Consider the following 21,868-nt stretch of genomic DNA (forward strand, 5'->3'; position numbering starts at 1 on the left):
TGCTCCGGGCCCGGCGGCGGGCGGGCGTCAGCGCTTCAGGTAGGCGAGGACGGCCAGGACCCGGCGGTTGGCGTCGGGGGTGTTGTCGATCCGGAGCTTGCCGAAGATCGCGGCGGTGTGTTTGGCCACTGCGCTCTCGCCGATGTGCAGTTCGGCCATCACGGCGGCGTTGGAGCGGCCTTCGGCCATCAGGCGCAGGACGTCGAGTTCGCGGGGGGACAGGTCGGCGGTGGTGCCGCGGGCGGTGGAGCGGGCCATCAGGCGGGCGATCACCTGGGGGTCCATCACGGTGCCGCCGGAGGCGACGGTGCGGACGGCGTCGACGAACTGCGCGGTGTGGGTGACCCGGTCCTTGAGCAGGTAGCCGACCGCGCCCCGGCCGTCGGCGAGCAGTTCCTGGGCGTACAGCTGCTCGACGTACTGGGAGAGCACCAGGACCGGCAGGGCGGGGCGTTCGCGGCGGACGGTCAGCGCGGCCTGCAGGCCCTCGTCGGTGTGGGTGGGCGGCAGCCGGATGTCGACCACGGCCACATCCGGCTTCAGCTCGCGCAGGGCGCGCAGCAGTTCGGGGCCGGTCTCGACGGCGGCGGCGACTTCGAAGCCGTGCTCGGCGAGGGTGCGGCTCAGGCCGTCACGGAGGAGGAAGAGGTCTTCGGCGAGGACGACGCGCACGGGAGCTCCAGGGTCGCGGTGGTCGGTCCGCCCGGCGGGCTGACCAGGGCGAGGGTGCCGTCGAAGGCGGCCAGTCGGCGGCGCACCCCGGCCAGGCCGGAGCCGCGGGCCGGGTCGGCGCCGCCCCGGCCGTCGTCGGTGACGGTGGCCCGGAGCAGGCCGTCGGCGCAGCGCAGCCGGATCCGGACGGTGCTGCCGCCGGAGTGCTTGCCGGCGTTGGCGAGCAGCTCGGCGACGGCGAAGTAGGCGGCGCCCTCGACGGCGGCGGGCAGCCGGCCGGGCAGGTCGGCGTCCACCTCGACGTCCAGGAAGGCGTCCAGGGCGAGCGAGCGGACGGCGTCGGTCAGGCCGCGGTCGGCGAGCACCGGCGGCAGGATGCCGTGGACCAGGTCGCGCAGCTCCTGCAGGGCCCGTTCGGAGCTGGCCCGGACTTCGCCGAGCAGCCGGCGGGCGGCGGTCGGGTCGCTGTCCACCAGCCGGTCGGCCTGGTCGAGGGTCAGGCCGAGGGCGACCAGCCGGGCCTGCGCGCCGTCGTGCAGGTCGCGTTCGATCCGGCGCAGTTCGGCGGCCTGGGTGTCCAGCGCGTCGGCCCGGCTGTCCGTCAGCTGGCCGATCCGCCGCTCCAGCCGGGCCGCGTACGGGGCGCCGAGCAGCCGCCCGGTCCATTCGCCGTAGCGGACCAGCACGGGGACGGCCAGCCACAGGCCCGCCGCGACGAAGGCCAGGCCGAGCGCGGCGGCGGCGAGCGCGGTGGCGACGGACTCGACCGGCACGAAGGCGTACCAGTTGTCCGGGCCGAGGTACTGCCACAGGAACGGCTGCACCAGGGCGCCGAACAGGCCGTAGCCGACCAGCGTCGACGGGACGGCGACCAGCAGGCCGGTGCTCCACGGGCCGAGGCAGGCCCAGGCGACGTCGCGCCAGAACGAGGTCGAGCCGAGCACCGCCACCCCCCGGCCGGTGGCGGTGGCTGCGGTGGGCAGCGGTTCGGGATCGTCGATGACGGTGCCCGTCCAGCGGGCGGTGCGGTCGCGTTCGAGGTCGCTGCCGCGGCGCAGCAGGCGGGCGGCGGACGGCAGCAGCGGCAGGCCTGCGCCGATCGGCAGCAGGGCCAGCGCGCCGAGCGCCGCGAGCGCCCGCAGCGACGTCACCAGCGCGGCCAGCGAGAGCAGTTGGCAGCGGGCGAGGGCGAGCAGCGGCCCCCGGACGCGCTTCTGTCGGTCCGTCATGTCGTCGCGAGCCTATCCGTGCGGGCGGGCCGCCCTGCGGCCAGGACCCAGGGCAGGGCGACCAGCACGCTCGCCACGCCGAACAGCACCATCGGCTCCACCGCGCCGGACTCCTCGTCCAGGAACAGCAGCATGCCCAGGTTCACCAGGGTGTGGAAGCCGCCGGCGATCAGCAGCCGGTGGGCGCCGATCCGCTCCCAGGCCAGGCCCAGCAGCACCGACATGGCGACCGTCGCGGCCAGGAACCCGGCCGCCCAGCCCGGGGCCTGCACGAAGATCTGCACGTGCCAGCAGCCCCAGAGCAGCCCGACCGCGGCGGACGAGCCGAGCGCCCCGAACCTGGTCCGCAGCAGCGGCTGGAGGAAGCCGCGCCAGCCGATCTCCTCGCCGCACGCGCCGACGAACTGGGCCACGACCACCACCCAGAACGGGGCGGCCAGGCTGTTCGGGTCACGGGTCGGGACGCTGCCGTGCAGCAGCAGCGAGCCGGCCACCGCCAGCGCGACGAGCGCCGGGGCGCTCAGCAGCACCGCCACGCGCGGGCCGCGTGCCGTACCGGACGCCAGCAGGTCCCGCACCTGCGACGGCCACACCACGGCGACCGCCGCCACGCCCAACGCCGGTCCGAACTGCACCAGTTCGAGGACTTCGCCGGACAGCCCGGTGAACGGCTGGAGCGCCACCAGCAGGCCGGCGGCCATCACGGTCACTGTCAGGAAGAGCGCGGCCGGGCCCAGCCAGCCGGGTCGTTCTGTTCGCACGGGGGTTCGCCTCTCGGTCCGGATCGTCGGGTCCCACGACTCGTGCCGTCCACGACTCGTGTTGCCCCTGACGATTCCGGGTGGACGCCCCGGTGCCATTGCATCCACCTGCCCGGCCGGGGTGCACCCAGCTGCACCCCCGGCGGTCAGGCCGCTGCCTGCGCGGGCAGCCGGGAGGCCAGCAGGGCGAGCTGGACCTGCGAGGTGACACCGGACTTGGCGCGGATCCGGCGCAGGTAGGTGTCCACGGTGTGCGGGCTGAGCCCCAGTCGGCGGGCGATCGTCGCGTAGCTGGCGCCCTCGCCGACCAGGTGCAGGACCTGGAGCTCGCGGCGGCTGAACGCGGTGCTGGTGGTGTGCATCGGAACTCCCGGGCGGGTCGGTGGGGAGGCGGTCAGGACCACGGCTGGCAGTGGGGCGTCTCGCAGGCGCCGCCCCACGAGGTGTCGTCGAAGGCGGTGACCGGCAGGTCGACCGGCAGCTGCGAGGCGACGGCGTTCGGCGCGGCGGACGGGGTGGCGGGCGCGGTGTGGGCGGAGGCCAGCGGAGCCGCGGCGAACAGGGCGGCGGCGGTGACGGCGACGAGGGCGAGGGCACGCTTCATGGAGGCCTCCGAGGGCGGTGGTGGGGTGGGGGGAGCCGGCCTCTGCCGGCGGTGTCGCCCGGCGTTGTTCGGCCTGCATCCAGCATGTCCGGGCCGACCGCCCGGCGACCACGGGGTGAGCACCTCATCAACTGCGCTGGCAGCAAAGTGACCTGGGGACGGAACGGGTCGAACCGGCATGAATCGCTCCCGGTCGGGCCGGTACGGGTGTGGCGTGACGTCGGGACAGAGGGGGCAAGGGGGCCAGGACGGGCCGGAGCGGGTGCGGATCGCCGCCCGGCCGTCCACACCGGTGTGGCGTGATCCCGTGACTGGTCGTTCTCCGCCCGGCCGCCCAGGATGGTCGCGCGGCGCCCGGAACGATTCGGCGCCGGGAAGGACGGCAAGTCGTGCACTGGTACGAGGGGGAGGACCGGCCACCCCTGGAACATGACGGCCAGGTGGCCGAGTTGGCGGCGTTCCTGCGGGGCGGCACCGCCCGGTCCGGGCCGGTACTGCTGTGGAGCGAGCAGGAGCCGGACCCGGACGCCGGCTGTTCCGCCGACGCACTGGCCGCCGCCCTGGAACGGGAGTTGGCCCGTCCCGTCGTGGTCGTCCCCGACCGCCCCGCCGGGCTGTGGCAGCGCGCCCGGTTCGCGGCCCTGCTGGTGCAGCGGCGTGCCGCCGCCGAGATCCAGCTGTGCCCGCCCCCGGGCTCCGCCGCCCGCCGCAGCACGCTGCGCCTGCGCGCCTCGCAGTCCCTGCTGGTGCCCGCCGACTGGAGCTACCGCCTCGACCCCCGCAGCTCCGCGCAGCCGTTCACGTTGATCCTGCCCTGACGTCCCGTCCGGCAGTTCTCGCGGTCGGGGGCAGGTGCTGACGCCCCGACGGGCGCTCTGTGCGGTGGCGGAAGGTACCCTGCGCTTGGTGTTCGAGCGTCGAACTGTGGTTCGGCAAAGACCGTCACCGGGTACCGGCGGGTTGCGCACCCCGCAGATGTGCAGGTCAATACCGGTGCCGGCGTGCGGTCTCCGGCCGCTCGGACGCCTTATGTGAAGAAACAGCGAAGGCATCCTTGCGGAATGTGCGCACGGCCACGGGAGTGGGCGTCGCGCGCACCCGCCCGGGCCCAGAGGGGATCGACACAGCATGGGGGAGTACTTCCGCGTCGAAGTCAGCGAACTCGACCGGTTGGTGAAGCAGCTGAAGAGCAGCCAGCAGGACATGCGTGAGGCGCTCCGCGCCATGCGCGACACCGGTCCGAAGACCACCGGGAGCAAGAACCTGGACCACGCCTGCGACGACTTCAACGACAGCTGGCAGGACGCCATCACCCGGATCTCGCAGGGCGTCGAGGCCCTGGAGGGCAAGCTCGAAGAGACCGGCAAGGGCTACGCGGAGACCGACGAGGCGATCCGGGGCATGTTCACCGCGGGGGCGTCCGCATGAGCAGCAAGGCCGACTTCCCCACCCTGGGCTTCGACCCGGCGCCGGGCAGCCCCGAGAACGTCGACGGCCTGGTCGCCAAGCTCAACCGGGCGTCCGGCGCGATGGAGAGCGCCCACCGCACCCTGGTCGCCGTCGGGCAGGGCGGCAGCATCTGGGAGGGCGACGCCGCCCGGGCGTTCGCCGGCAAGGTCGGCGAACTGCCGCGCTACCTGGCCGACAGCGTCGACGCGATGCGGCAGGCCTCCACTCAGCTCGACGGGTGGAGGAACCAGCTGGTCTCCTACCAGGACATCGCCCGGCGCTACGAGGCCGAGGCGGCCGAGACCAAGCGCCGGATGCAGAACGCCGAGACCACCCGGCAGAACGCCATCGAGCGCTTCGACCTGGCCTCCGACTCCCCGGCGTTCGCCCTGATCGGCAAGCGCTTCGACAACGACGCGGCCCTCGCCGACGCCCAGCGCCGGATCGACGTCGCGACCGCCGAGTACCAGTCCGCGGAGACCGCGCTGGAGGGTGCCAACCGCGAACTGCGCGGCATCAAGGACGAGTTGGAAGCGATCGTCAAGCAGGCGAAGGAACTGCTGGGGCACCACCAGGACGACGCCGACAAGACCGCGAAGGCGCTCCGCCGGGCCAACCAGAACGCTCCCGAGATCGGTGCCTGGGAGAAGATCGGCAACGGCTTCAAGTCGGTCGGCAAGAAGATCAAGGCCTGGGCGACCAAGCACGCCGACCTGCTGAAGAAGATCGGCGACATCGCGGGCGGGGTGTCGGCGGTGCTCGGCATCGCGGCACTGGCCACCCTGTGGTGCCCGCCGCTGTCCGCTGCGCTGGGTGTGGCGGCAGGTGGTGCTTCGGCGGTCGCGTTCGGGGCGCACGGAATGGCGAAGCTCGGTGGTGCGGACGTCAGTTGGAGCACCATCGCGCTGGACGGGGTCGGTGCACTGCCGTTCGTCGGCGCAGCCAGCAAGGGCGTCAAGGGCGTGGCCGGTGGTGTCAAGGCGGTGGCCACGGGCAAGGGCCTGGCGGCTGGGGGATCCAAGCTCGCCATGGCGGGGACGGCGATCAAGGCGAAGCATCTTGAAGGCGGCATCCTGCACAGCGAGGTGCTGACGCGGGTGTTCACCAAGACCCCGTTGCGGAACCTCCCCGGCATTGCCTCGATCGGCGAGGACGGCCAGAAGGTCTTCTCGCTCCCGGTCGAGTCCTGGTGGTCGCGTGGCACCCAGATCGCCATGAAGGGCAGCGGCCTGATCATGCACGCCCCCAACCTCTATCAGCAGGTGACCTCGTGACGACCCAGCAGCCCGGCCCCGCCGAAATCTACCCGGACGAGCCGCTCGACATTCGCTGGAGCCTGCCCGTCCAGTTCCACTCGCTCGGGGTGGACCTGCCCGAACAGGAACGCGAGGCGCACATCGCCGAGGTGGCCTCCGAGGTCTGGTGCGGCGGCACCGAGTTCCAGCGCACCACTGTCGCCTCCTGGTACAGCGACATCGCAGCCACCGCCGCCGAGGACGGCGCGGTCTACTCCGGCTTCCTGCTGGCCGGCACCGAGGACGACCGGGTCACCGTCGCGACGCTGGTCATCCAGGCCGACGAGGCGGACACCTCGGATGCCGAGGCGGCCTCCGCCGCGATCCAGGACATGCTGTCCCTCGACCCCGCCAACGAGGTCTTCCGGACGGTCGCTCCCGTCGGCCCCGTGGTGGTCAGCATCGCCGGGTCGCTCGCCGAAGTCAGCGACGAAGAAGGCAACACGGCCAAGCTCGAACTGGCCCAGGCGTCCGCGTACATCCCGGTCCCGGACAGCGACACGCTGGTCACCATGACCATCAGCACGCCCACGCTGACCGACTTCCCCGAGTACGTGGCGATGCTCGCAGCCCTGGTCGAGACGGTGGAGTACGACCGCCCCGGCGCGCAGCCCGCGACGGCGCTGCCGGGGCCCGACACCGCGAAGATGTTGGAGGCGTTCGGATGAGCACCTGGCACCCGCCGGCCCCGGCCGGCCTGAACACCGGGCCGCTGCGAAGGCGTTCAGTGCTCGGGCTGTGGCTCCAGTTCGGGTTGCAGTGGTTCTGGCTGCCGTTTCGAATCACCTATGCCGTCCTGTCCGACTCGCCGTCGGACGGGAACGCCGAGCCCGGCATGTCCAAGTTCGTTCTCACACCGAGCCGTTACCGGTTGGAGAGGCACGGAACCCGGGAGGAGTGGGTGGCCTGGGCCGCGCGGGCGCTGGACCGGGGGATCGAACGGGGGTGCGAGCCGGTGCGGTCGGCCGAGAACTTCAACAAGGCGAAGTACCGCTACAAGTTCAAGGGCGACTACTTGGTGCCGAAGACGACCATGCACCGACGCTACTACCGGGGCATCGGGCTGGAAGGCCTTGCGGCTCTCGCTGCCGACCGGGGCTGGCAAGTCGAATGGGACAGCGCCGTATTCGGTGAGGTTCACCTGCGCGCTCAGCAGCCCTGACCCGTCCCGCCCCGTCGGCGCCCGCCCGCCGCCGACGGGGCGTCAGCCGTCCTCGAACGGCTCCTCGCTGAAGCGGAACCACGCGTGCGGCGGCTCGATGTGCAGCAGGTGCTCGGCGACGGGGCCCTTCGGGGCGTGCAGTGTGTAGGTCTTCTCCAGCGCGGTGTAAACCGGCTCCCACGCCTCCCACTCCTCGGCCTCGACCAGCCGAAGGCTCTCGGCGAAGGCGGGTTCGGCGGCCGGCCACCCCGGGCCGGGCAGGAAGTCGCCGTTCAGCCACGGGAAGTCGGCCTCGGTGATGCGGATCTCGCCGACCAGCTCCGTGCCGCGCAGCAGACGCCAGGTCTCGTCGGTGAACGCCATGCAGGGCTCCTCGGGGGCGGGGGACGGACGGTGACAGTGTGCCGGAGGGGTCCGACACCGTCCCGTGGGGCGAGGAGTTCACTCGTTCGGGTGGATTGTGGCGGGCGGGCTCCGGAGTTGGGCGCCGGTGACCGAGGGTCGGAAGGCTCGTTAGGCATCGCGCCGATCTTCAGTCGTCGAAAAAGGGGCGGGACCCAGTGGCTCAGCCGTTCGAACTGCCGGACTTCTACGTGCCGTACCCGGCGCGCATCAACCCGCACTACGAGAAGGCGCGGGTGCACACCAAGGAGTGGGCACGCGACTTCGGCATGCTGGAGGGCTCGGGCATCTGGGAGGAGCACGATCTCGACTCCCACGACTATGCGCTGCTCTGCTCCTACACCCACCCCGACTGCGACAGCGAGGCACTCGACCTCGTCACCGACTGGTACACCTGGGTCTTCTTCTTCGACGACCACTTCCTGGAGATCTTCAAGCGCACCCTCGACCGCGAGGGCGGCAAGGCCTACCTGGACCGCCTGCCCGCCTTCATGCCGATGGACCTCGCCGACGGCTTTCCCGAGCCCACCAACCCGGTCGAGGCCGGCCTGGCCGACCTGTGGCAGCGCACCGTCCCGCACATGTCCGCCGACTGGCGGGCCCGGTTCGCCGAGTCCACCCGGAACCTGCTGAACGAGTCCCTCTGGGAGCTCTCCAACATCAACGAGGGCCGGGTCTCCAACCCCGTCGAGTACATCGAGATGCGCCGCAAGGTCGGCGGCGCCCCCTGGTCGGCCGGCCTGGTCGAGTACGCCGCGCACGCCGAGGTGCCCGAGTCGGTCGCGTACTCCCGCCCGCTGCGGGTCCTCCGGGACGCCTTCTCCGACGGCGTCCACCTGCGCAACGACCTGTTCTCGTACGAGCGCGAGATCTGCGAGGAGGGCGAACTCTCCAACGGCGTCCTGGTGTTGGAGACCTTCCTCGGCTGCTCGACGCAGCAGGCCGCGGAAGCCGTCAACGACCTGCTGACGTCCCGCCTCCAGCAGTTCGAGAACACCGCGCTCACCGAACTCCCCGGCCTGTTCGCCGAGCACGCCCTGAACCCGGAGGAGATCGCCCGGGTCCTGGCCTACGTCAAGGGCATGCAGGACTGGCAGTCCGGCGGCCACGAGTGGCACATGCGCTCCAGCCGCTACATGAACGGCGGCGGCGCGGCCGCCCCCGTCCTCGGACCCAAGGGCCTCGGCACCTCCGCCGCCAACATCCGCCTCGCGGCGGGCATCCGCGGCCTGCGCAGCTTCGCCTACACCCCGCACCGCAAGGTCGGGCCCTCGCTGATGCCCGACTTCCCGATGCCGTACACCGTCTCGATCAACCAGCACCTGGACGCGTCCCGCGAGTACGTCGTCCGCTGGGCCCGCGAGTTCGGCCTGCTCGACCCGGAACCCGGCGTCCCCGCCTCCGACATCTGGAACGAACAGCAGCTCCGCGACTACGACTTCCCGCTCTGCGCGGCCGGCATCGACCCCGACGGCACCGCCGCCGAACTCGACCTCTCCTCCGCCTGGCTCACCTGGGGCACCTACGCCGACGACTACTACCCCCCGGTCTTCGGCCGCCCCCGCGACCTGGCCGGCGCGAAGCTCGCCAACGAGCGGCTGTACGCCCTGATGACGCTCGACGGCAGCCTCCCGTTCGAACCGCGCAACGCCCTGGAAGCCGGCCTCGCCGACCTCTGGCAGCGCACCATCGAGCCCTTCTCCACCGCCGCCCGGGCCAAGTTCCGCAAGGCCGTCGGCGACATGATCGACAGCTGGCTGTGGGAGCTCGCCAACGGCGCGCAGAACCGTATCCCCGATCCCGTCGACTACATCGAGATGCGCCGCGCCACCTTCGGCTCCGACCTGACGATGAGCCTGTCCCGGCTCGGCCGCGGCGAGACCATCCCCGACGAGGTGTACCGGAGCGGCACCATGCGGGCGATCGAGAACTCCGCGGCGGACTACGCCTGCCTGGTCAACGACCTGCACTCGTACCAGAAGGAGGTCGAGTACGAGGGCGAGTTCCACAACCTGGTCCGGGTGGTGGAGAACTTCTTCTCCTGCGACTACCCCGTCGCCGTGGACATCGTCGCGGACCTGATGGGCTCCCGGCTGAACCAGTTCCAGCACGTGGTGAACGGAGAACTCCCGCTGCTGAAGCAGGACTTCGGGCTGGAGGGGGAGGCGGCGGAGGCGCTCGACGGATACGTCCACGAGCTGGAGGACTGGATGGCCGCCGTCCTCCACTGGCACCAGCAGTGCCGGCGGTACACCGAGGACGTCCTCAAGCGGCACTTCGCCCCGGAGCTCACGGTCTCGCCGGACCTGGGGATGTCGGCAGTGCGGATCCTCGCGTCGCTCAGGACGTGAGCGCTCAGGGGCGCGTGAGGTACCCCCACGCGCCCCTGGTGGTGCTCGCCCTGGCTGCCGCCCCTACTGCGGCGGCACCGAGTGGTACCGCGGCCGCTGGCCGCGGGGGTGCCGGGTGAGGGTGTAGCCGGCGACGCCGGCGAGGGCGGCGAGGGTGCCGCCGGCGATGGTCCACCACCAGCGGGTGTTCCAGCCGGAGAAGAGGTCCGAGTACCAGTGGGTCTCTTCGGCGACGGGGGCGGCCGCGTAGGTGGCGCTCGCGCTGGGCGCGGGCGCCGTCGCGGCGCCGCTCGCGGTGGAGCCGGCGTTCACCGGCGGCACCAGCGGGGCCTTGAGCGAACCGCCTTCGGGCTGGGCGTCGTTGACGCCGCCCTTGGTGGCGACGTGCACGTGGACCTGGGTGGCGAGGCCGAGGTCCTGCTGCTGGATGTCGCTGGTGGAGAGGCGGATGTAGTAGGTGCCGGGCAGCGGGTCGCCGGACCAGGGCTCGGCCCAGGAGCGGATCTGCCGCAGGCTGCAACTGAGGGCCACGGTGGTGGCGCTCTGTTCGGCGGTGCCGTTCTGCGGGCCGGCGGTGCAGGCCTGGCGGCGGCGCAGGCCGTCGAAGAGTTCGACGGTCCAGGTCTGCGGGCCGTGCCGGTCGGCGGCGTCCGGCAGGGTGACCTTGACCTCGACGGTGGCGGTCTGGCCCTCGGAGGCCGGGAACGCCCAGTACAGATAGTCACCGGTGGAGACGGGGACGTCCGCGTCCTGGCCGGCGGCCAGCGTGGTGGCGGTGAGGAAGCTGGTGCCCACCGAGTTGAGGACCGGCTTCACGCTGCCGCTCGCGGACGGCGACGGCGAGGGCGACGGCGAAGCCGCACTCGCGGCGGGGGCCAGCAGGAGCAGGCCGGTGAGCGCGGCGGCCGGGGCCGCGAGGGTGAAGAGCTTTCGCATCGTCAGTTCTCCCGCCAGACGGCGATCCGCCAGCGTGCCAGCCAGCCGAAGATCAGACCGGCGAGCAGGCCGGCCAGGGTGAGCACACCGAGCAGGATCCAGCCGCGGCCGAGGCCCATCGCGGGTCCGTCGGGCGCGGGGGAGGCAGCGGCGACGTCGACGGTCAGCTCCAGCGGCAGGCCGGGGTCGTTGGCCTGGGCGGCGCCCTGGCCCGCGAAGGAGTTGCTGACGATCAGGCAGACCGTGCGGTCGGTGCTCGCCGCGACGGAACTCGGCGACGGCGAGGCCGAGTTGCTGTCGGGCGCGGACCAGCGGACGCCGGTGGACGCCACGTCGGTGCGGCCGGAGCCGGCGTCGCTGCCGCGGACCAGTTCCTGGCCGCTGCTGTCGGTGGCCTGGAGCAGGACCCCGTAGTCACGGGCGACGGCCCGGTCGGGGGTGACGCTGACCGAGGCGCGCAGCTCCTGGCCGGCCTTCACCGGCACCCGGTAGACCCGGTGCTCGGAGAACTTCTCGCGGTCGCTGTACACGCCGGGGGTGAGGATCGGCGCGTTGGTGCACTGTTCGGCGCCGGTCACCGCCGCCGGGGTGACGGTGTGGGTGTCCTGGGCGCGGGTGACGATCTGCTTGACGCGGGTGGTCAGCTGCTCCTGGGAGCGGACGTCGGTGTAGGTGCCGCCGGTCGCGTTGGCGATGCACAGCAGCTGCTGGCGGGTCTTGTCGTCGTGCGCCAGGCCGAGGGTGTCGATCACCAGGTGGATGCCCTGGCTGGCGAGTTCGCGGGCCACGTCGCACGGGTCGGGCGGGGCGCAGGTGTCCTCGCCGTCGGTGATCAGCACGATCCGGCGGGTGGTCGGGCCGGTGCCGAGGTCCTGGGCGGCGGCGCGCAGCGCCACGCCGATCGGGGTCCAGCCGGTCGGGCGGATGGTGGCGACCGCGGTCTTGGCCTCGACCTTGTCGGTCTTGCCGACCGGGAAGACCTGCTTGGTGTCCTTGCAGCCTTCCTTCTGGTCGTTGCCCGGGTAGGTCGCGCCGAGGGTGCGCAGGCCGAACTCGGTCTCGGCGGGCAGCGCGTCGATGACCTCGTCGATGGACTGCTGGGCGACCGCGATCCGGCTCTTGCCCTGGATGTCGGTGGTGCGCATCGACCCCGACCCGTCCAGGATCAGGTCGACCTTGGGCGCCTCGGTCGCGGCGGGCGGGGCCCCGGGCTCGTCGGCGTACGCGGGGAAGCCGACCAGCACCGTGGCGCCGACTATCGTCAGCGCCCCGATCAGGGCGGCGCCGCGGGCCGTCCGTCGTTTCTTGGTAAGGGTGATCACCAACCGCATCCTAGGGACCGTCAGTTCGAATCTCCCAATGCGGGTGGTGGGCGCCACGTACCCTGAACTGGTCGGCACAGCAGGCGGGGAGAGCGTATGACGGTGCGTCTGGCGGGGGTCGGGAAACGCTACGGGCGCGGCGGTCCGTGGGTGCTGCGCGAGGTCGGGCTGACGCTCCGTCCGGGCGGCCTGGTGCGGATCGAGGGCGCCAACGGCAGCGGCAAGTCGACGCTGTTGAAGCTGCTCGCCGGGATCGAGCGCGCCGAACGGGGAACGGTCGAGGCGCCGGAGAGCCGGGCGTACGTCCCGGAGCGGTTCCCGCCCGCGCTGCCGTTCGACGCCCGCGACTACCTGTGCCACCTGGGCCGGATCCGCGGCCTGGCCGCCGGGGAGGCCCGCCGGCGGGCCGACCACTGGCTGGAGCGGTTCGGTATCACCGGCTTCGCGGGCACCCCGATCGGGCAGCTGTCCAAGGGCACCTGCCAGAAGGTCGCGGTGGCCCAGGCGCTGCTCGCCGACGCCGAGTTGCTGCTGCTGGACGAGGCATGGACCGGGCTCGACCAGGGCGCCCGCGGCGAGCTCGACGCCGCCGCCGCCGAACGCGCCGCGGCCGGCGGCCTGGTGGTGTTCGTCGACCACGACCCGACCCGGCTGGCGGGCCTGACCACCGCCGTCCACCGGGTCGACGGCGGCACGCTGCACGAGGTCCCGGTGCCGGGCGTCGACGAGGACGGCCCGCGCACGGCGGTCGTGGTCGAGGCCGAGGCGCTGCCCGAATGGCTGCCGGGCCGCCCCGAGCGCAAGCCGCTGGCCGACGGCGCCACCCGGCTGGACGTGCCGGCCGCCCACTCCGACGCGCTGCTGCGCCGGCTGCTGGCCGCGCAGCCGCCGGTGCACATCAGGTCCGTCCGGGGGGAGAGCACGTCATGACGGTGCGGATGCTGACGCGCTACCACCTGGAGCTGCTGCTGCGCTCGCAGCGCTGGCTGGCGCCCGGGCTGGCGTACCTGGTGCTGTTGGGCCTGGGGCTGTCCGGCGGCGACGACGTGCTGTCGGCGGCGGCGTTCTCGGCGGGTCTGCTGGTGCCGGTGACGGGCTGGCTGGTGCGGTCGGCGGTGACGGCGGAGCCCGCGCAGTCCCGGGCCTGCCTGGTGGCGGCCGCGGGCTGGCGGCGGGTGCACCTGTCGGCGCTGCTGGCGGCGGCGCTGGCCGGGCTGGCGCTGGGCCTGGCGGGCCTGACGGCGGTGCAGCTGATGGGCAGCGGCCAGGACGGCGAGGCACTGGCGGGGGGCCTGGCGGCCACCGTGGTGTGCGTGCTGACGGGCGCGGCGGTGGGCGCGGTGTGCAACCGCCCGGTGGTGTCGGCCGCGCAGTACGCGGTGCCGCTGGGGCTGGGCGCGATCGTGCTGGTGCTGCTGGTGCCGGGGTCGCCGGCGAACGCGATGGTGCGGGCGCTGGTGCTGGGTGCGCGGAACCACGAACTGTCGGTGCCGTGGTGGACGCTGCCCGGCGCGGTGGCGCTGGCGGCGGCCGCCTGGTGGGCGGCGGTGGCGGTCGCGGTGCGCCGCGGGGAGTGAGCGGCGGCGAACCGGACACACCGCCGGAGATGGGATTAAATATGGCGAATTCTGGCTAGGGTGCTGGGGGACGTGCCCGAAGCCCCGCCGGAAGGAACCCCCGCTGTGAGCAACCTGTTTGCGATCGCCTACCCCGACGCCGCCACCGCGCAGAAGGTCCGGGACGAGCTGATCGGCCTTCAGAAGCAGCGGCTGATCGACCTGGAGGACATCGTGGTGGTCGAGCGCCGCGAGGACGGGAAGATCAAGCTCCACCAGGCCGTCTCCAACACCGGCCTGGGCGCGGCCTCCGGCGCGCTGTGGGGCGGCGTGATCGGCCTGCTGTTCCTGATGCCGGTGCTCGGCGCGGCGATCGGCGGCGCGACCGGCGCGGCCGTCGGCGCCTCCACCGACACCGGCGTGGACGACAACTTCATGCGGCAGGTCGGCGAGAAGCTGGCCCCGGGCAGCGCCGCGGTGTTCGCGCTGGTGCGCACCGCCACCCAGGACAAGGTGATCCCGGCGGTCGCGCAGTTCGGCGGCGAGCTGCTCCAGACCTCGCTCAGCCACCAGGAGGAGGAGCACCTGCGGGAGATCGCCCGCGCGGCGAACCCCGCATCCACGCTCTGACGTCCCCTCAGGCTGTACTCGGCGGGGTGCCGGCCGGCACCCCGCCCGTCATCGAGCTGGCGAGGACGGCTGGTGGCCACAGACTCCGCGACCCGCGCCGCCCGGATGCCCGGCGCCCGCCGGCCCCGGCGGTGGACCGAACTGGTGCTGGTGGTGGCCGCGGTGGGGCTGGCCGTGTTCGGCTACGTCGAGGTGGGCGTCGACATCGACGGCAAGGCGCCGCCGGACGCCGCCCAGTACGGCGCCGCGTTGGGGGTGCTGGCGTTGCTCGCGCACGGCGCGGTGCGCTGGCGGGCGACGTGGGCGGACCCGCTGCTGCTGCCGATCGCGGTGCTGCTGAACGGCATCGGACTGGTCGTCATCTACCGGCTCGACCGCAACACCCCGAACCGCGAGGCCGCCCCCACCCAACTGCTCTGGTCCACCCTCGGAGTGGGCCTGTTCATCGCGGTGCTGCTCCTGCTGCGCGACCACCGCCGGCTCCAGCGCTACGCGTACATCGGGGCGTTCGTGGCCCTGGTCCTGCTGGTGCTGCCGGTGTTCTTCCCGCCGGTGTACGGCTCGCGGATCTGGATCACGCTGGGCCCGCTGTCCTTCCAGCCCGGCGAGTTCGCCAAGGTCCTGCTGGCGATCTTCTTCGCCGCCTACCTGGCCGCGCACCGCGACGCGCTCGCCCTGACGGGCCGCCGGGTGCTGTGGTTCCGGCTCCCGCTCGGCCGGGTGCTCGGGCCGGTGCTGCTGATCTGGGCGGCGTTCGTCGGCGTGCTGGTCCTGGAGACCGACCTCGGCACCTCGCTGCTGTTCTTCGGCCTGTTCGTGGTGATGCTGTACGTGGCCACCGCCCGCACCGGATGGATCGTCATCGGCCTGCTGCTGTCGGCCGTCGCCGCGGTCGGGGTGGGCTGGCTGTCGCCGCACGTGCACAGCCGGGTCACCGACTGGCTGCACCCGCTGGCGTCGATCGAGGCCGGGCAGGGCGCCAACCAGATCGCCCAGTCGCTGTTCGCGTTCGCCTGGGGAGGCCAGCTCGGGACCGGCCTCGGCCTCGGCCACTCCGCGCTGATCGGCTTCGCCACCAAGTCCGACTTCATCCTCGCCACCATCGGCGAGGAGCTCGGCCTGACCGGGCTGCTTGCGGTGTTCCTGCTGTACGCGCTGCTGGTCTCCCGGGGCTTTCGCACCGGCATCGCGCTGCGCGACCCGTTCGGGCGGCTGCTCGCCATCGGCCTGGCCGCACTGGTCGCGATCCAGGTGTTCGTGGTGGCCGGCGGCGTCCTCGACCTGATCCCGCTGACCGGCATGACGCTGCCGTTCATCGCCCAGGGCGGGTCGTCGGTGGTCACCAACTGGATCATCGTGGCGCTGCTGGTGCGGATGAGCGACCTCGCCCGGCGCCCCGACCCCGCGGAGGCGGCGTGAGGCTCACCCGGCCCGAGGGCACCAACGGCGGGCCGCAGGGCCTGCCCGGCATCTCCACCACCGGCCGCCGGGCCGCCACCTTCTGCATGCTGCTGATCGTCCTGCTGGCCGTCCAGGGCACCCGGGTGCAGGTCTTCCAGAAGCAGGAGCTGGACCGCAACAGCGCCAACCAGCGCGCCACCATCCAGCGGTACGCGCAGCCGCGCGGCAACCTGATCGTCGGTCAGCCGGTCACCGGCTCGGTCGCGACCGGCGGCCGGCTCGCCTACAAGCGGACCTACACCGACGGGCCGCTGTACGCCGCCGTCACCGGCTACTCCTCGCAGATCTACGGCAACACCCAGCTGGAGGGCGTCTACGACGACCTGCTCACCGGCACCGACCCGCGGCTGACCGGCTGGGCGGTCTGGGACGCCATCACCCGCAGGCAGCAGCCCGGCGGCGACGTGGTCACCACCATCGACCCGGCCGTGCAGCGCGCCGCCGTGCAGGGGCTCGGCAGCCAGCAGGGCGCCGTCGCCGCGATCGAACCCGCCACCGGCCGGATCCTCGCGCTGGCCTCCACCCCCAGCTACGACCCCGGCTCGATCGCCGGCGCCGGCCCCGCCGACCAGGCCGCCTGGGAGAAGCTCCAGGCCGACCCCGACCAGCCGATGCTCAACCGGGCGCTGCGGCAGATCTACCCGCCCGGCTCCACCTTCAAGGTGGTCACCGCCGCGGCCGCGCTCGCCAACGGCACGGTGACGGACATTCAGGCCCCCACCGGCGCGCCCTACCCGTACGTGATGCCCGGCACCACCACCACGCTCAACAACGACACCGCCGCCTGCAACCAGGAGGGGCTGTCGCTGGACGACGCGATGACGATGTCCTGCAACAGCGTGATGGGCTGGCTCGGCGTGCAGACCGGCCTCGACCGGATGGTCGCGATGACGAAGAACTTCGGCTTCGACGACGCCAGGCTCGACGTCCCGGTGCGGGCCGCCCGCTCCAACTTCGACACCGCGATGAACAGCTCCCAGCTGGCGCTGTCCTCGATCGGCCAGTTCGACACCGCCGCCACCCCGCTGGTGATGGCCATGGTCGCCGCCGGGGCCGCCGCCGACGGGCGGGTGATGTATCCACAGCTTGTGGACAGGCTCACCAAGTCCGACGGCGCCCAGGTCCAGCTGATGCGCCCGGCCCTGTACCGGCAGGCGTTCGGGCCCGGCGTCGCCGCGCAGCTGCGCCGGCTGATGGTGGACGTGGTGAACAGCGGCACCGGCGGCAACGCGCAGATCCCCGGCGCCGAGGTCGGCGGCAAGACCGGCACCGCCGAGCACGGCGTCGACAACAGCGGCACCCCGTACGCCTGGTTCATCGCCTGGGCCCGGCCCGCCGGGTCGACCGCCGTCCCGCCGGTCGCGGTCGCCGTGGTGGTCGCCGACAGCACGGCCACCGACGTCACCGGCGGCAGGCTGGCCGCGCCGATCGCGAAGGCCGTCATGGAGGCCGTCCTCCACCGGTGACGGCCGCCACCAAGATCGCATAGGTATGCATATCGGCGTATTTGATACAGTTCCTCCCTGATCCCCACCAGAAGGACACCGATGAGCACCACCCGCCTGCTGCGGCGCAAGCCCGTGGACACCCTGATCGCCGAAGCGGGCGGAACCGGAGCCGGACACCTGCGCCGCTCCATCGGCCTGTGGCAGCTGTCCGCGATCGGCATCGGCGCCACCGTCGGCACCGGCATCTTCTTCGTGCTCACCACCTCCGTCCCGGTCGCCGGACCGGCCGTCGTGATGTCCTTCGTGATCGCCGCCGTCACGGCCGGCCTCACCGCGCTCTGCTACGCCGAACTCGCCTCCGCCATCCCGGTGGCCGGCTCCTCCTACTCGTACGCGTACGCCACCATGGGCGAGGTGGTCGCGTTCGGCGTCGGCGTCTGCCTGCTGATGGAGTACGGCGTCTCCGCGTCCGCGATCGCCGTCACCTGGGGCGAGTACCTCGACCAGTTCGCCAACCTGGCGTTCGGCGTGCACCTGCCCGCGGCGCTCACCGCCCCGCCCGGCGACGGCGGCGTCCTCAACCTGCCCGCCGTGGTGCTGGTCGCCCTGGTCACCGTGCTGCTGATCCGCGGCGTCGGCGAGTCCGCCAAGGTCAACGCCGTGATGGTGACCATCAAGCTGGCCATCCTGGTGCTGTTCGTGGCCATCGCCCTGACGGGCTTCCACGCCGGCAACTTCACCCCGTTCGCCCCCATGGGCTGGAACGGCGTGCAGATGGCCGCCTCCACGATCTTCTTCTCGTTCATCGGCCTGGACGCCGTCTCCACCGCCGGCGAGGAGGTCCGCAACCCGCGCCGCACCATGCCGCTGGCCATCCTGATCTCGCTCGCCGTGGTCACCCTGCTCTACATCGCGGTCGCCGTCGCCGCGATCGGCGCCCAGCCCTGGCAGAAGTTCGACGGCCAGAAGGCCGGCCTCGCGCAGATCCTGCAGGACGTCACCGGCCAGTCCTGGCCCGCCCTGGTGTTCGCCGGCGGCGCGATCGTCTCGATCTTCTCCATCACCCTGGTGGTGATCTACGGCCAGACCCGGATCCTCTACGCGATGGGCCGCGACGGCCTGCTGCCGCGCCGCTTCACCCGGGTCTCCCCGCGCACCGGCACCCCCGTCTGGAACACCGTCGTGGTCGGCGCCGCCGTCGCCCTGCTGGCCGCCGTCTTCCCGCTCCGGCTGCTCGCCGACATGACCTCGATGGGCACCCTGGTCGCGTTCACCGCGGTGTCCGTCGGCATCGTGGTGCTCCGCCGCACCCGCCCCGACCTGCCGCGCGGCTTCAAGGTCCCGTTCTACCCGGTCACCCCCGTGCTCAGCGCCGGCTTCTGCGTCTACCTGATCACCAAGCTGCACCGCGACACCTTCGTCGCCTTCGCCGTCGCGCTGGCCCTCGCCGCCGTCCTGTACTTCACGTACAGCGCCAAGCACTCCCAGCTGGCCGCACGCCCCGAGGAGGACGCGCAGCCCCGTTGAGCCGGTGGGCCCGCGCCGACAGCGGCGACCTCCGGCCGACCGGCGCGATGCCGTTCGACGACGGCACGATGCCGGTGGACCTCCCGCACGCCGCCACCGGCAAGGGCGCACGTCCCCGCTTCCCGAGGTCCGGCACGGAACGTCGGCGTCCCTCCGGGAGCTGACGCTCCGTAGGACCACCGGTGTCGAAAATCCGACAGAACCGGGAAACCCGGCCGGATCTCCGCAGCGGAGCCCGCCTCGCGCCCTAGCCTTCGAGCCATGGCGAGCACCCGACGGGCCCTGCGCGTGGTCGGACATCCCGTGGTGCAGGCCGGCGGGTGGCTGACGGCCGCAGGCTGGGCGGCGGCCTTCCCGCTGGTGTCGCACCTGGCCAACCAGGTCGCCTGGGGGCGCTTCGCGGCGCCGGGGTACCTGCTCGCCGCCGTTCTGACGCTGACCCTGCCGCACGGCCCCGCCGCCCGGGCGGCCGCGGCGGCGGCCGCCCTGTGCGCGGTGCTGCTGCCGCTCGGCGCGCTGGCCCTGACCGGCCACCACCAGTCCGAGGTGACGGTGGTGGAACGGTCGGCGACGCTGCTGCTGCACACCGGCAGCCCGTACCTCACCGACCCGACGCACGTCGTCGACTTCAACCCGTACCTGCCCGCGATGGCGCTGTTCGGCCTGCCCCGGGTGGCCCTCGGCGCGGCCGGCCCGGCGGCCCGGGTGCTGGGGGACGCCCGGCTGTGGTTCGCGGCGGCGTTCCTGGCCTGCCTGCTGGCCGGGTGGCGGCTGCTGCGCCCCGGCCGCCCGCTGCGGACGGCGGCGCTGCCGCTGACGGTGCTCACCGCCTCGCCGCTGGTCGCGCTCGCGCTGACCGTCGGCGGCGTCGACCTGCCGCTGATCGGCGTCTGCTGCCTGGCCATGGCACTCGCCGACCGCGGCCACCCGCTGCGCACCGGCCTGGTGCTGGCACTGGCCTGCACGCTGAAGTGGACGGCCTGGCCGGCACTCCCGGTGGCGCTGCTGCTCCTGCACCGCCGCCACGGCCCGAAGCCGGCGCTGCGGGCCGCCGCGCCCGCGCTGGCCGTCGGCGCGGCGGTGATCGGCCCGTTCGCGGCGCTGCACCCGCGCGAGGTGTACGAGCAGGTGGTGCGGTTCCCGCTCGGCCTCACCGCGGTCCACACCCCGGCCGGCAGCCCGCTGCCGGGCAAGGTGCTGGCCGGCCTCGGCCCGCTCGGCCACACCCTGTCGCTGACCCTGCTGGCCGTCGGTGCGCTGGCCGTCGCGCTGTGGCTGCCGACCCACCCGCCGGCCACCGCGGTCGCCGCCTGCGACCTGCTGGCGGCGGGCCTGACGGTGGCGTTCGCGCTGGCCCCGGCCGGCCGGTTCGGATACCTGGCGCTGCCCGCCGTGCTGGTGGTGTGGCCGCGACTGGCGAGCCCACCCGGAAGGCTGGTTCCGGTGCCCCGGCGGCGGGCGACGCAACGCCGGGCCGCCGCAGTGCCTATCGTGTCCCGGGACACCGTTCGAACACGGGAGTGATCTTGGGCGCCACCGGACGACGCCGCTTCCTGGGCCTGGCCGCCGGCGCGGCCGCCTCGCTCACCGCCTGCGGCCCCGGCCGCACCGCCACCGGCTCCGCCGCGCCCGCCGGCGGCGGTGCGGGCACCGCGCCGAGCCCCGCACCGTCCGCCACCGCGGTGGAGAACGCCAGACCGGGCAACGCCGACTGGGCGATCACCAACGCCGGCCCGGCCGGCGCGATCGAGGGCTGGGCGGACCGGGTCAGCGCGCTGCCCGGCGAGCAGGTCGGCCTGCACGTCTCCACCACCGCGCCCGGCTTCACCGTCACCGCCTACCGGATGGGCTGGTACGGCGGGGCGCGGGCCCGGCAGGTGTGGAAGTCCGAGCGGCTGCCCGGCGCCAAGCAGCAGCCGTTCACCGTCGACCCGGCCACCCGGATGGTGATCACGTCCTGGCCGCGCACCACCGCCGTCGACACCACCGGCTGGCCGGAGGGCTGCTACCTGCTGCGACTGGACGCGGACGGCGGCGCCGGGCAGCGCTACGTGCCGCTCACGGTCCGCTCGCGCAGCACCGCCGGCACCACCGTGGTGGTCAACTCGGTCGCCACCTGGCAGGCCTACAACGAGTGGGGCGGCTACAACCTGTACAACGGCCCGTCCGGCGGGCTGCCCACCCGCTCGTACCAGGTCAGCTTCGACCGGCCGTACCAGTACGACGACGGCGCGGGCCTGTTCCTGGTCTACGAGGCCCCGCTGGTCGCGCTCGCCGAGAAGCTCGGCATCCCGCTGTCGTACACCACCTGCATCGACGTCGCCGCCGACCCGAACCTGCTGCACGGCGCCAAGGCGGCGCTCTCGCTCGGCCACGACGAGTACTGGTCGCCCGAGCAGCGCGCGCACTTCACCGCGGCCCGCGACGCCGGCACCCACCTGGCCGTCCTGGGCGCCAACTGCTGCTTCCGGCGGGTCCGTTACGAGCCGTCGCCGACCGGACCGGACCGCACCGTGGTGTGCTGGAAGGGCGCCTGGAAGGACGACCCGGGCTACAGGGCGGGGCACCCGGCGACCACCGACTTCCGCGCGTCGCCCGGCGCCGACCCCGAGTCCTCGCTGCTCGGCGTGATCTACGACGGCTACCCCGTGGACGCCCCGTACGTGGTCACCGAGCCCGGCCACTGGCTGCTCGCGGGCACCGGGGCGAAGGCCGGCGACAGCTTCCCGCACCTGGTCGGCGTCGAGTACGACCGGGTCAACCCGTCGTACCCGACCCCGCAGGGCATCGAGGTGCTGTCGCACTCCCCGGTGGTCTGCGAGGGACGGCACTCGTTCGCCGACACCGCGCTGTACACGGCGGGCAGCGGCGCGCTGGTCTTCGCCACCGGCACCATGCGGTGGGTGGAGTCGCTGGAGGCGACCGGGCAGGGCGGCATCCACGGCATCGACGGGAAGGCGGGCGCGTTCACCCGCCAGGTCACCGAGAACCTGCTGCGGCGCTTCGCCCAGTGAACGCGGCGAGGGGCCCCGTCCCCGGGGCCCCTCGCGTCGGCTGCGGCCG

At 73.1% G+C, this 21,868-nt stretch carries 22 protein-coding genes; 14 read left to right on the forward strand and 8 right to left on the reverse strand.

The features are described from left to right. Nucleotides 1-27 precede the first annotated feature (27 nt). From ACIQF6_RS10630 to ACIQF6_RS10650, 5 genes are all read right to left on the reverse strand, one after another. Entirely contained in the window at nt 28-672 is a 645-nt protein-coding gene (locus ACIQF6_RS10630) for a response regulator (RefSeq protein ID WP_400892722.1), read from the reverse strand. Next, nucleotides 624-1,901: a histidine kinase gene (locus tag ACIQF6_RS10635; RefSeq protein ID WP_400892724.1), complete on the reverse strand. Its 1,278-nt coding sequence runs from the start codon at nt 1,899-1,901 to the stop codon at nt 624-626. The genes ACIQF6_RS10630 and ACIQF6_RS10635 overlap by 49 nt, the downstream gene beginning before the upstream one ends. After that, nucleotides 1,898-2,662 (reverse strand): lysostaphin resistance A-like protein, encoded by a 765-nt coding sequence (locus ACIQF6_RS10640; protein ID WP_400892726.1) that lies wholly within the window; start codon nt 2,660-2,662, stop codon nt 1,898-1,900. Before ACIQF6_RS10640 ends, ACIQF6_RS10635 begins: the two co-directional genes overlap by 4 nt. 146 nt (nt 2,663-2,808) lie before the next feature. Further along, nucleotides 2,809-3,024: a response regulator transcription factor gene (locus tag ACIQF6_RS10645; protein WP_400892728.1), complete on the reverse strand. Its 216-nt coding sequence runs from the start codon at nt 3,022-3,024 to the stop codon at nt 2,809-2,811. 32 nt (nt 3,025-3,056) lie between these two features. Continuing rightward, a complete protein-coding gene (locus tag ACIQF6_RS10650) occupies nt 3,057-3,266 on the reverse strand; it encodes a hypothetical protein (RefSeq protein ID WP_400892730.1) in 210 nt (69 codons plus the stop codon). A 389-nt stretch (nt 3,267-3,655) separates the two neighbouring features. On the opposite strand from ACIQF6_RS10650, the gene ACIQF6_RS10655 reads away from it, so the two are divergent. The 5 genes from ACIQF6_RS10655 to ACIQF6_RS10675 all read left to right on the forward strand — a co-directional run bounded on the left by ACIQF6_RS10655 (nt 3,656) and on the right by ACIQF6_RS10675 (nt 7,172). Then, nucleotides 3,656-4,084, forward strand: a complete 429-nt coding sequence (locus tag ACIQF6_RS10655) for a hypothetical protein (RefSeq protein ID WP_400892732.1) — start codon at nt 3,656-3,658, stop codon at nt 4,082-4,084. A gap of 310 nt (nt 4,085-4,394) precedes the next feature. After that, nucleotides 4,395-4,694, forward strand: a complete 300-nt coding sequence (locus tag ACIQF6_RS10660) for a WXG100 family type VII secretion target (RefSeq protein ID WP_400892734.1) — start codon at nt 4,395-4,397, stop codon at nt 4,692-4,694. Next, nucleotides 4,691-5,989, forward strand: coding sequence for a hypothetical protein (locus ACIQF6_RS10665; protein WP_400892736.1), 1,299 nt, complete (start codon nt 4,691-4,693; stop codon nt 5,987-5,989). Before ACIQF6_RS10660 ends, ACIQF6_RS10665 begins: the two co-directional genes overlap by 4 nt. Further along, nucleotides 5,986-6,678: a hypothetical protein gene (locus ACIQF6_RS10670; RefSeq protein ID WP_400892738.1), complete on the forward strand. Its 693-nt coding sequence runs from the start codon at nt 5,986-5,988 to the stop codon at nt 6,676-6,678. The genes ACIQF6_RS10665 and ACIQF6_RS10670 overlap by 4 nt, the downstream gene beginning before the upstream one ends. Further along, nucleotides 6,675-7,172, forward strand: a complete 498-nt coding sequence (locus ACIQF6_RS10675; RefSeq protein ID WP_400892740.1) for a hypothetical protein — start codon at nt 6,675-6,677, stop codon at nt 7,170-7,172. Before ACIQF6_RS10670 ends, ACIQF6_RS10675 begins: the two co-directional genes overlap by 4 nt. A 42-nt stretch (nt 7,173-7,214) precedes the next feature. Here ACIQF6_RS10675 and ACIQF6_RS10680 read toward each other — a convergent pair whose 3' ends face one another. Further along, nucleotides 7,215-7,535 (reverse strand): hypothetical protein, encoded by a 321-nt coding sequence (locus tag ACIQF6_RS10680; RefSeq protein ID WP_400892742.1) that lies wholly within the window; start codon nt 7,533-7,535, stop codon nt 7,215-7,217. A 197-nt stretch (nt 7,536-7,732) separates the two neighbouring features. Here ACIQF6_RS10680 and ACIQF6_RS10685 point away from each other — a divergent pair, with 197 nt between their 5' ends. Next, nucleotides 7,733-9,925, forward strand: coding sequence for a germacradienol/geosmin synthase (locus ACIQF6_RS10685; RefSeq protein ID WP_400892744.1), 2,193 nt, complete (start codon nt 7,733-7,735; stop codon nt 9,923-9,925). A 63-nt stretch (nt 9,926-9,988) separates the two neighbouring features. Here ACIQF6_RS10685 and ACIQF6_RS10690 read toward each other — a convergent pair whose 3' ends face one another. Continuing rightward, the gene (locus tag ACIQF6_RS10690; RefSeq protein WP_400892746.1) at nt 9,989-10,861 is read right to left on the reverse strand and encodes a peptidase; all 873 of its coding nucleotides are present in this window, start codon (nt 10,859-10,861) and stop codon (nt 9,989-9,991) included. Nucleotides 10,862-10,863: 2 nt separating this feature from the next. Beyond that, complete coding sequence (locus ACIQF6_RS10695; RefSeq protein ID WP_400892748.1) at nt 10,864-12,192, reverse strand: VWA domain-containing protein; 1,329 nt, start codon at nt 12,190-12,192, stop codon at nt 10,864-10,866. 87 nt (nt 12,193-12,279) lie between these two features. On the opposite strand from ACIQF6_RS10695, the gene ACIQF6_RS10700 reads away from it, so the two are divergent. The 8 genes from ACIQF6_RS10700 (at nt 12,280) to ACIQF6_RS10735 (ending at nt 21,819) form a co-directional block, all read left to right on the forward strand. Further along, nucleotides 12,280-13,113 carry an ATP-binding cassette domain-containing protein gene (locus ACIQF6_RS10700; RefSeq protein ID WP_400892750.1) on the forward strand — a complete coding sequence of 278 codons (834 nt, stop codon included), beginning with the start codon at nt 12,280-12,282 and terminating at the stop codon, nt 13,111-13,113. Beyond that, nucleotides 13,110-13,760, forward strand: a complete 651-nt coding sequence (locus ACIQF6_RS10705) for an ABC transporter (RefSeq protein ID WP_400892752.1) — start codon at nt 13,110-13,112, stop codon at nt 13,758-13,760. The genes ACIQF6_RS10700 and ACIQF6_RS10705 overlap by 4 nt, the downstream gene beginning before the upstream one ends. 105 nt (nt 13,761-13,865) lie before the next feature. Further along, complete coding sequence (locus ACIQF6_RS10710; RefSeq protein ID WP_400892754.1) at nt 13,866-14,369, forward strand: DUF1269 domain-containing protein; 504 nt, start codon at nt 13,866-13,868, stop codon at nt 14,367-14,369. Between the two features lie 105 nt (nt 14,370-14,474). Beyond that, a complete protein-coding gene (locus tag ACIQF6_RS10715) occupies nt 14,475-15,788 on the forward strand; it encodes an FtsW/RodA/SpoVE family cell cycle protein (RefSeq protein WP_400893882.1) in 1,314 nt (437 codons plus the stop codon). Nucleotides 15,789-15,874: 86 nt separating this feature from the next. Further along, nucleotides 15,875-17,296, forward strand: a complete 1,422-nt coding sequence (locus ACIQF6_RS10720) for a penicillin-binding transpeptidase domain-containing protein (protein WP_400893884.1) — start codon at nt 15,875-15,877, stop codon at nt 17,294-17,296. 81 nt (nt 17,297-17,377) lie between these two features. Then, nucleotides 17,378-18,805, forward strand: a complete 1,428-nt coding sequence (locus ACIQF6_RS10725; protein WP_400892756.1) for an APC family permease — start codon at nt 17,378-17,380, stop codon at nt 18,803-18,805. Nucleotides 18,806-19,066: 261 nt separating this feature from the next. Continuing rightward, nucleotides 19,067-20,329: a hypothetical protein gene (locus ACIQF6_RS10730; protein ID WP_400892758.1), complete on the forward strand. Its 1,263-nt coding sequence runs from the start codon at nt 19,067-19,069 to the stop codon at nt 20,327-20,329. Continuing rightward, nucleotides 20,326-21,819 carry a N,N-dimethylformamidase beta subunit family domain-containing protein gene (locus ACIQF6_RS10735; RefSeq protein ID WP_400892760.1) on the forward strand — a complete coding sequence of 498 codons (1,494 nt, stop codon included), beginning with the start codon at nt 20,326-20,328 and terminating at the stop codon, nt 21,817-21,819. The genes ACIQF6_RS10730 and ACIQF6_RS10735 overlap by 4 nt, the downstream gene beginning before the upstream one ends. The last annotated feature ends 49 nt before the right edge of the window (nt 21,820-21,868 follow it).

Origin of the sequence: Kitasatospora sp. NPDC092948 (assembly GCF_044754805.1) — a bacterium.
Lineage (GTDB): Bacteria > Actinomycetota > Actinomycetes > Streptomycetales > Streptomycetaceae > Kitasatospora.

Coding starts and splice junctions, on each gene's coding strand:
- ACIQF6_RS10635 (WP_400892724.1), bottom strand. CDS start 1,901: ATGACGGACCGACAGAAGCGCGTCCGGGGGCCGCTGCTCGCCCTCGCC.
- ACIQF6_RS10645 (WP_400892728.1), bottom strand. CDS start 3,024: ATGCACACCACCAGCACCGCGTTCAGCCGCCGCGAGCTCCAGGTCCTG.
- ACIQF6_RS10650 (WP_400892730.1), bottom strand. CDS start 3,266: ATGAAGCGTGCCCTCGCCCTCGTCGCCGTCACCGCCGCCGCCCTGTTC.
- ACIQF6_RS10660 (WP_400892734.1), top strand. CDS start 4,395: ATGGGGGAGTACTTCCGCGTCGAAGTCAGCGAACTCGACCGGTTGGTG.
- ACIQF6_RS10665 (WP_400892736.1), top strand. CDS start 4,691: ATGAGCAGCAAGGCCGACTTCCCCACCCTGGGCTTCGACCCGGCGCCG.
- ACIQF6_RS10675 (WP_400892740.1), top strand. CDS start 6,675: ATGAGCACCTGGCACCCGCCGGCCCCGGCCGGCCTGAACACCGGGCCG.
- ACIQF6_RS10680 (WP_400892742.1), bottom strand. CDS start 7,535: ATGGCGTTCACCGACGAGACCTGGCGTCTGCTGCGCGGCACGGAGCTG.
- ACIQF6_RS10690 (WP_400892746.1), bottom strand. CDS start 10,861: ATGCGAAAGCTCTTCACCCTCGCGGCCCCGGCCGCCGCGCTCACCGGC.
- ACIQF6_RS10695 (WP_400892748.1), bottom strand. CDS start 12,192: ATGCGGTTGGTGATCACCCTTACCAAGAAACGACGGACGGCCCGCGGC.
- ACIQF6_RS10700 (WP_400892750.1), top strand. CDS start 12,280: ATGACGGTGCGTCTGGCGGGGGTCGGGAAACGCTACGGGCGCGGCGGT.
- ACIQF6_RS10705 (WP_400892752.1), top strand. CDS start 13,110: ATGACGGTGCGGATGCTGACGCGCTACCACCTGGAGCTGCTGCTGCGC.
- ACIQF6_RS10715 (WP_400893882.1), top strand. CDS start 14,475: ATGCCCGGCGCCCGCCGGCCCCGGCGGTGGACCGAACTGGTGCTGGTG.
- ACIQF6_RS10720 (WP_400893884.1), top strand. CDS start 15,875: ATGCTGCTGATCGTCCTGCTGGCCGTCCAGGGCACCCGGGTGCAGGTC.
- ACIQF6_RS10725 (WP_400892756.1), top strand. CDS start 17,378: ATGAGCACCACCCGCCTGCTGCGGCGCAAGCCCGTGGACACCCTGATC.
- ACIQF6_RS10730 (WP_400892758.1), top strand. CDS start 19,067: ATGGCGAGCACCCGACGGGCCCTGCGCGTGGTCGGACATCCCGTGGTG.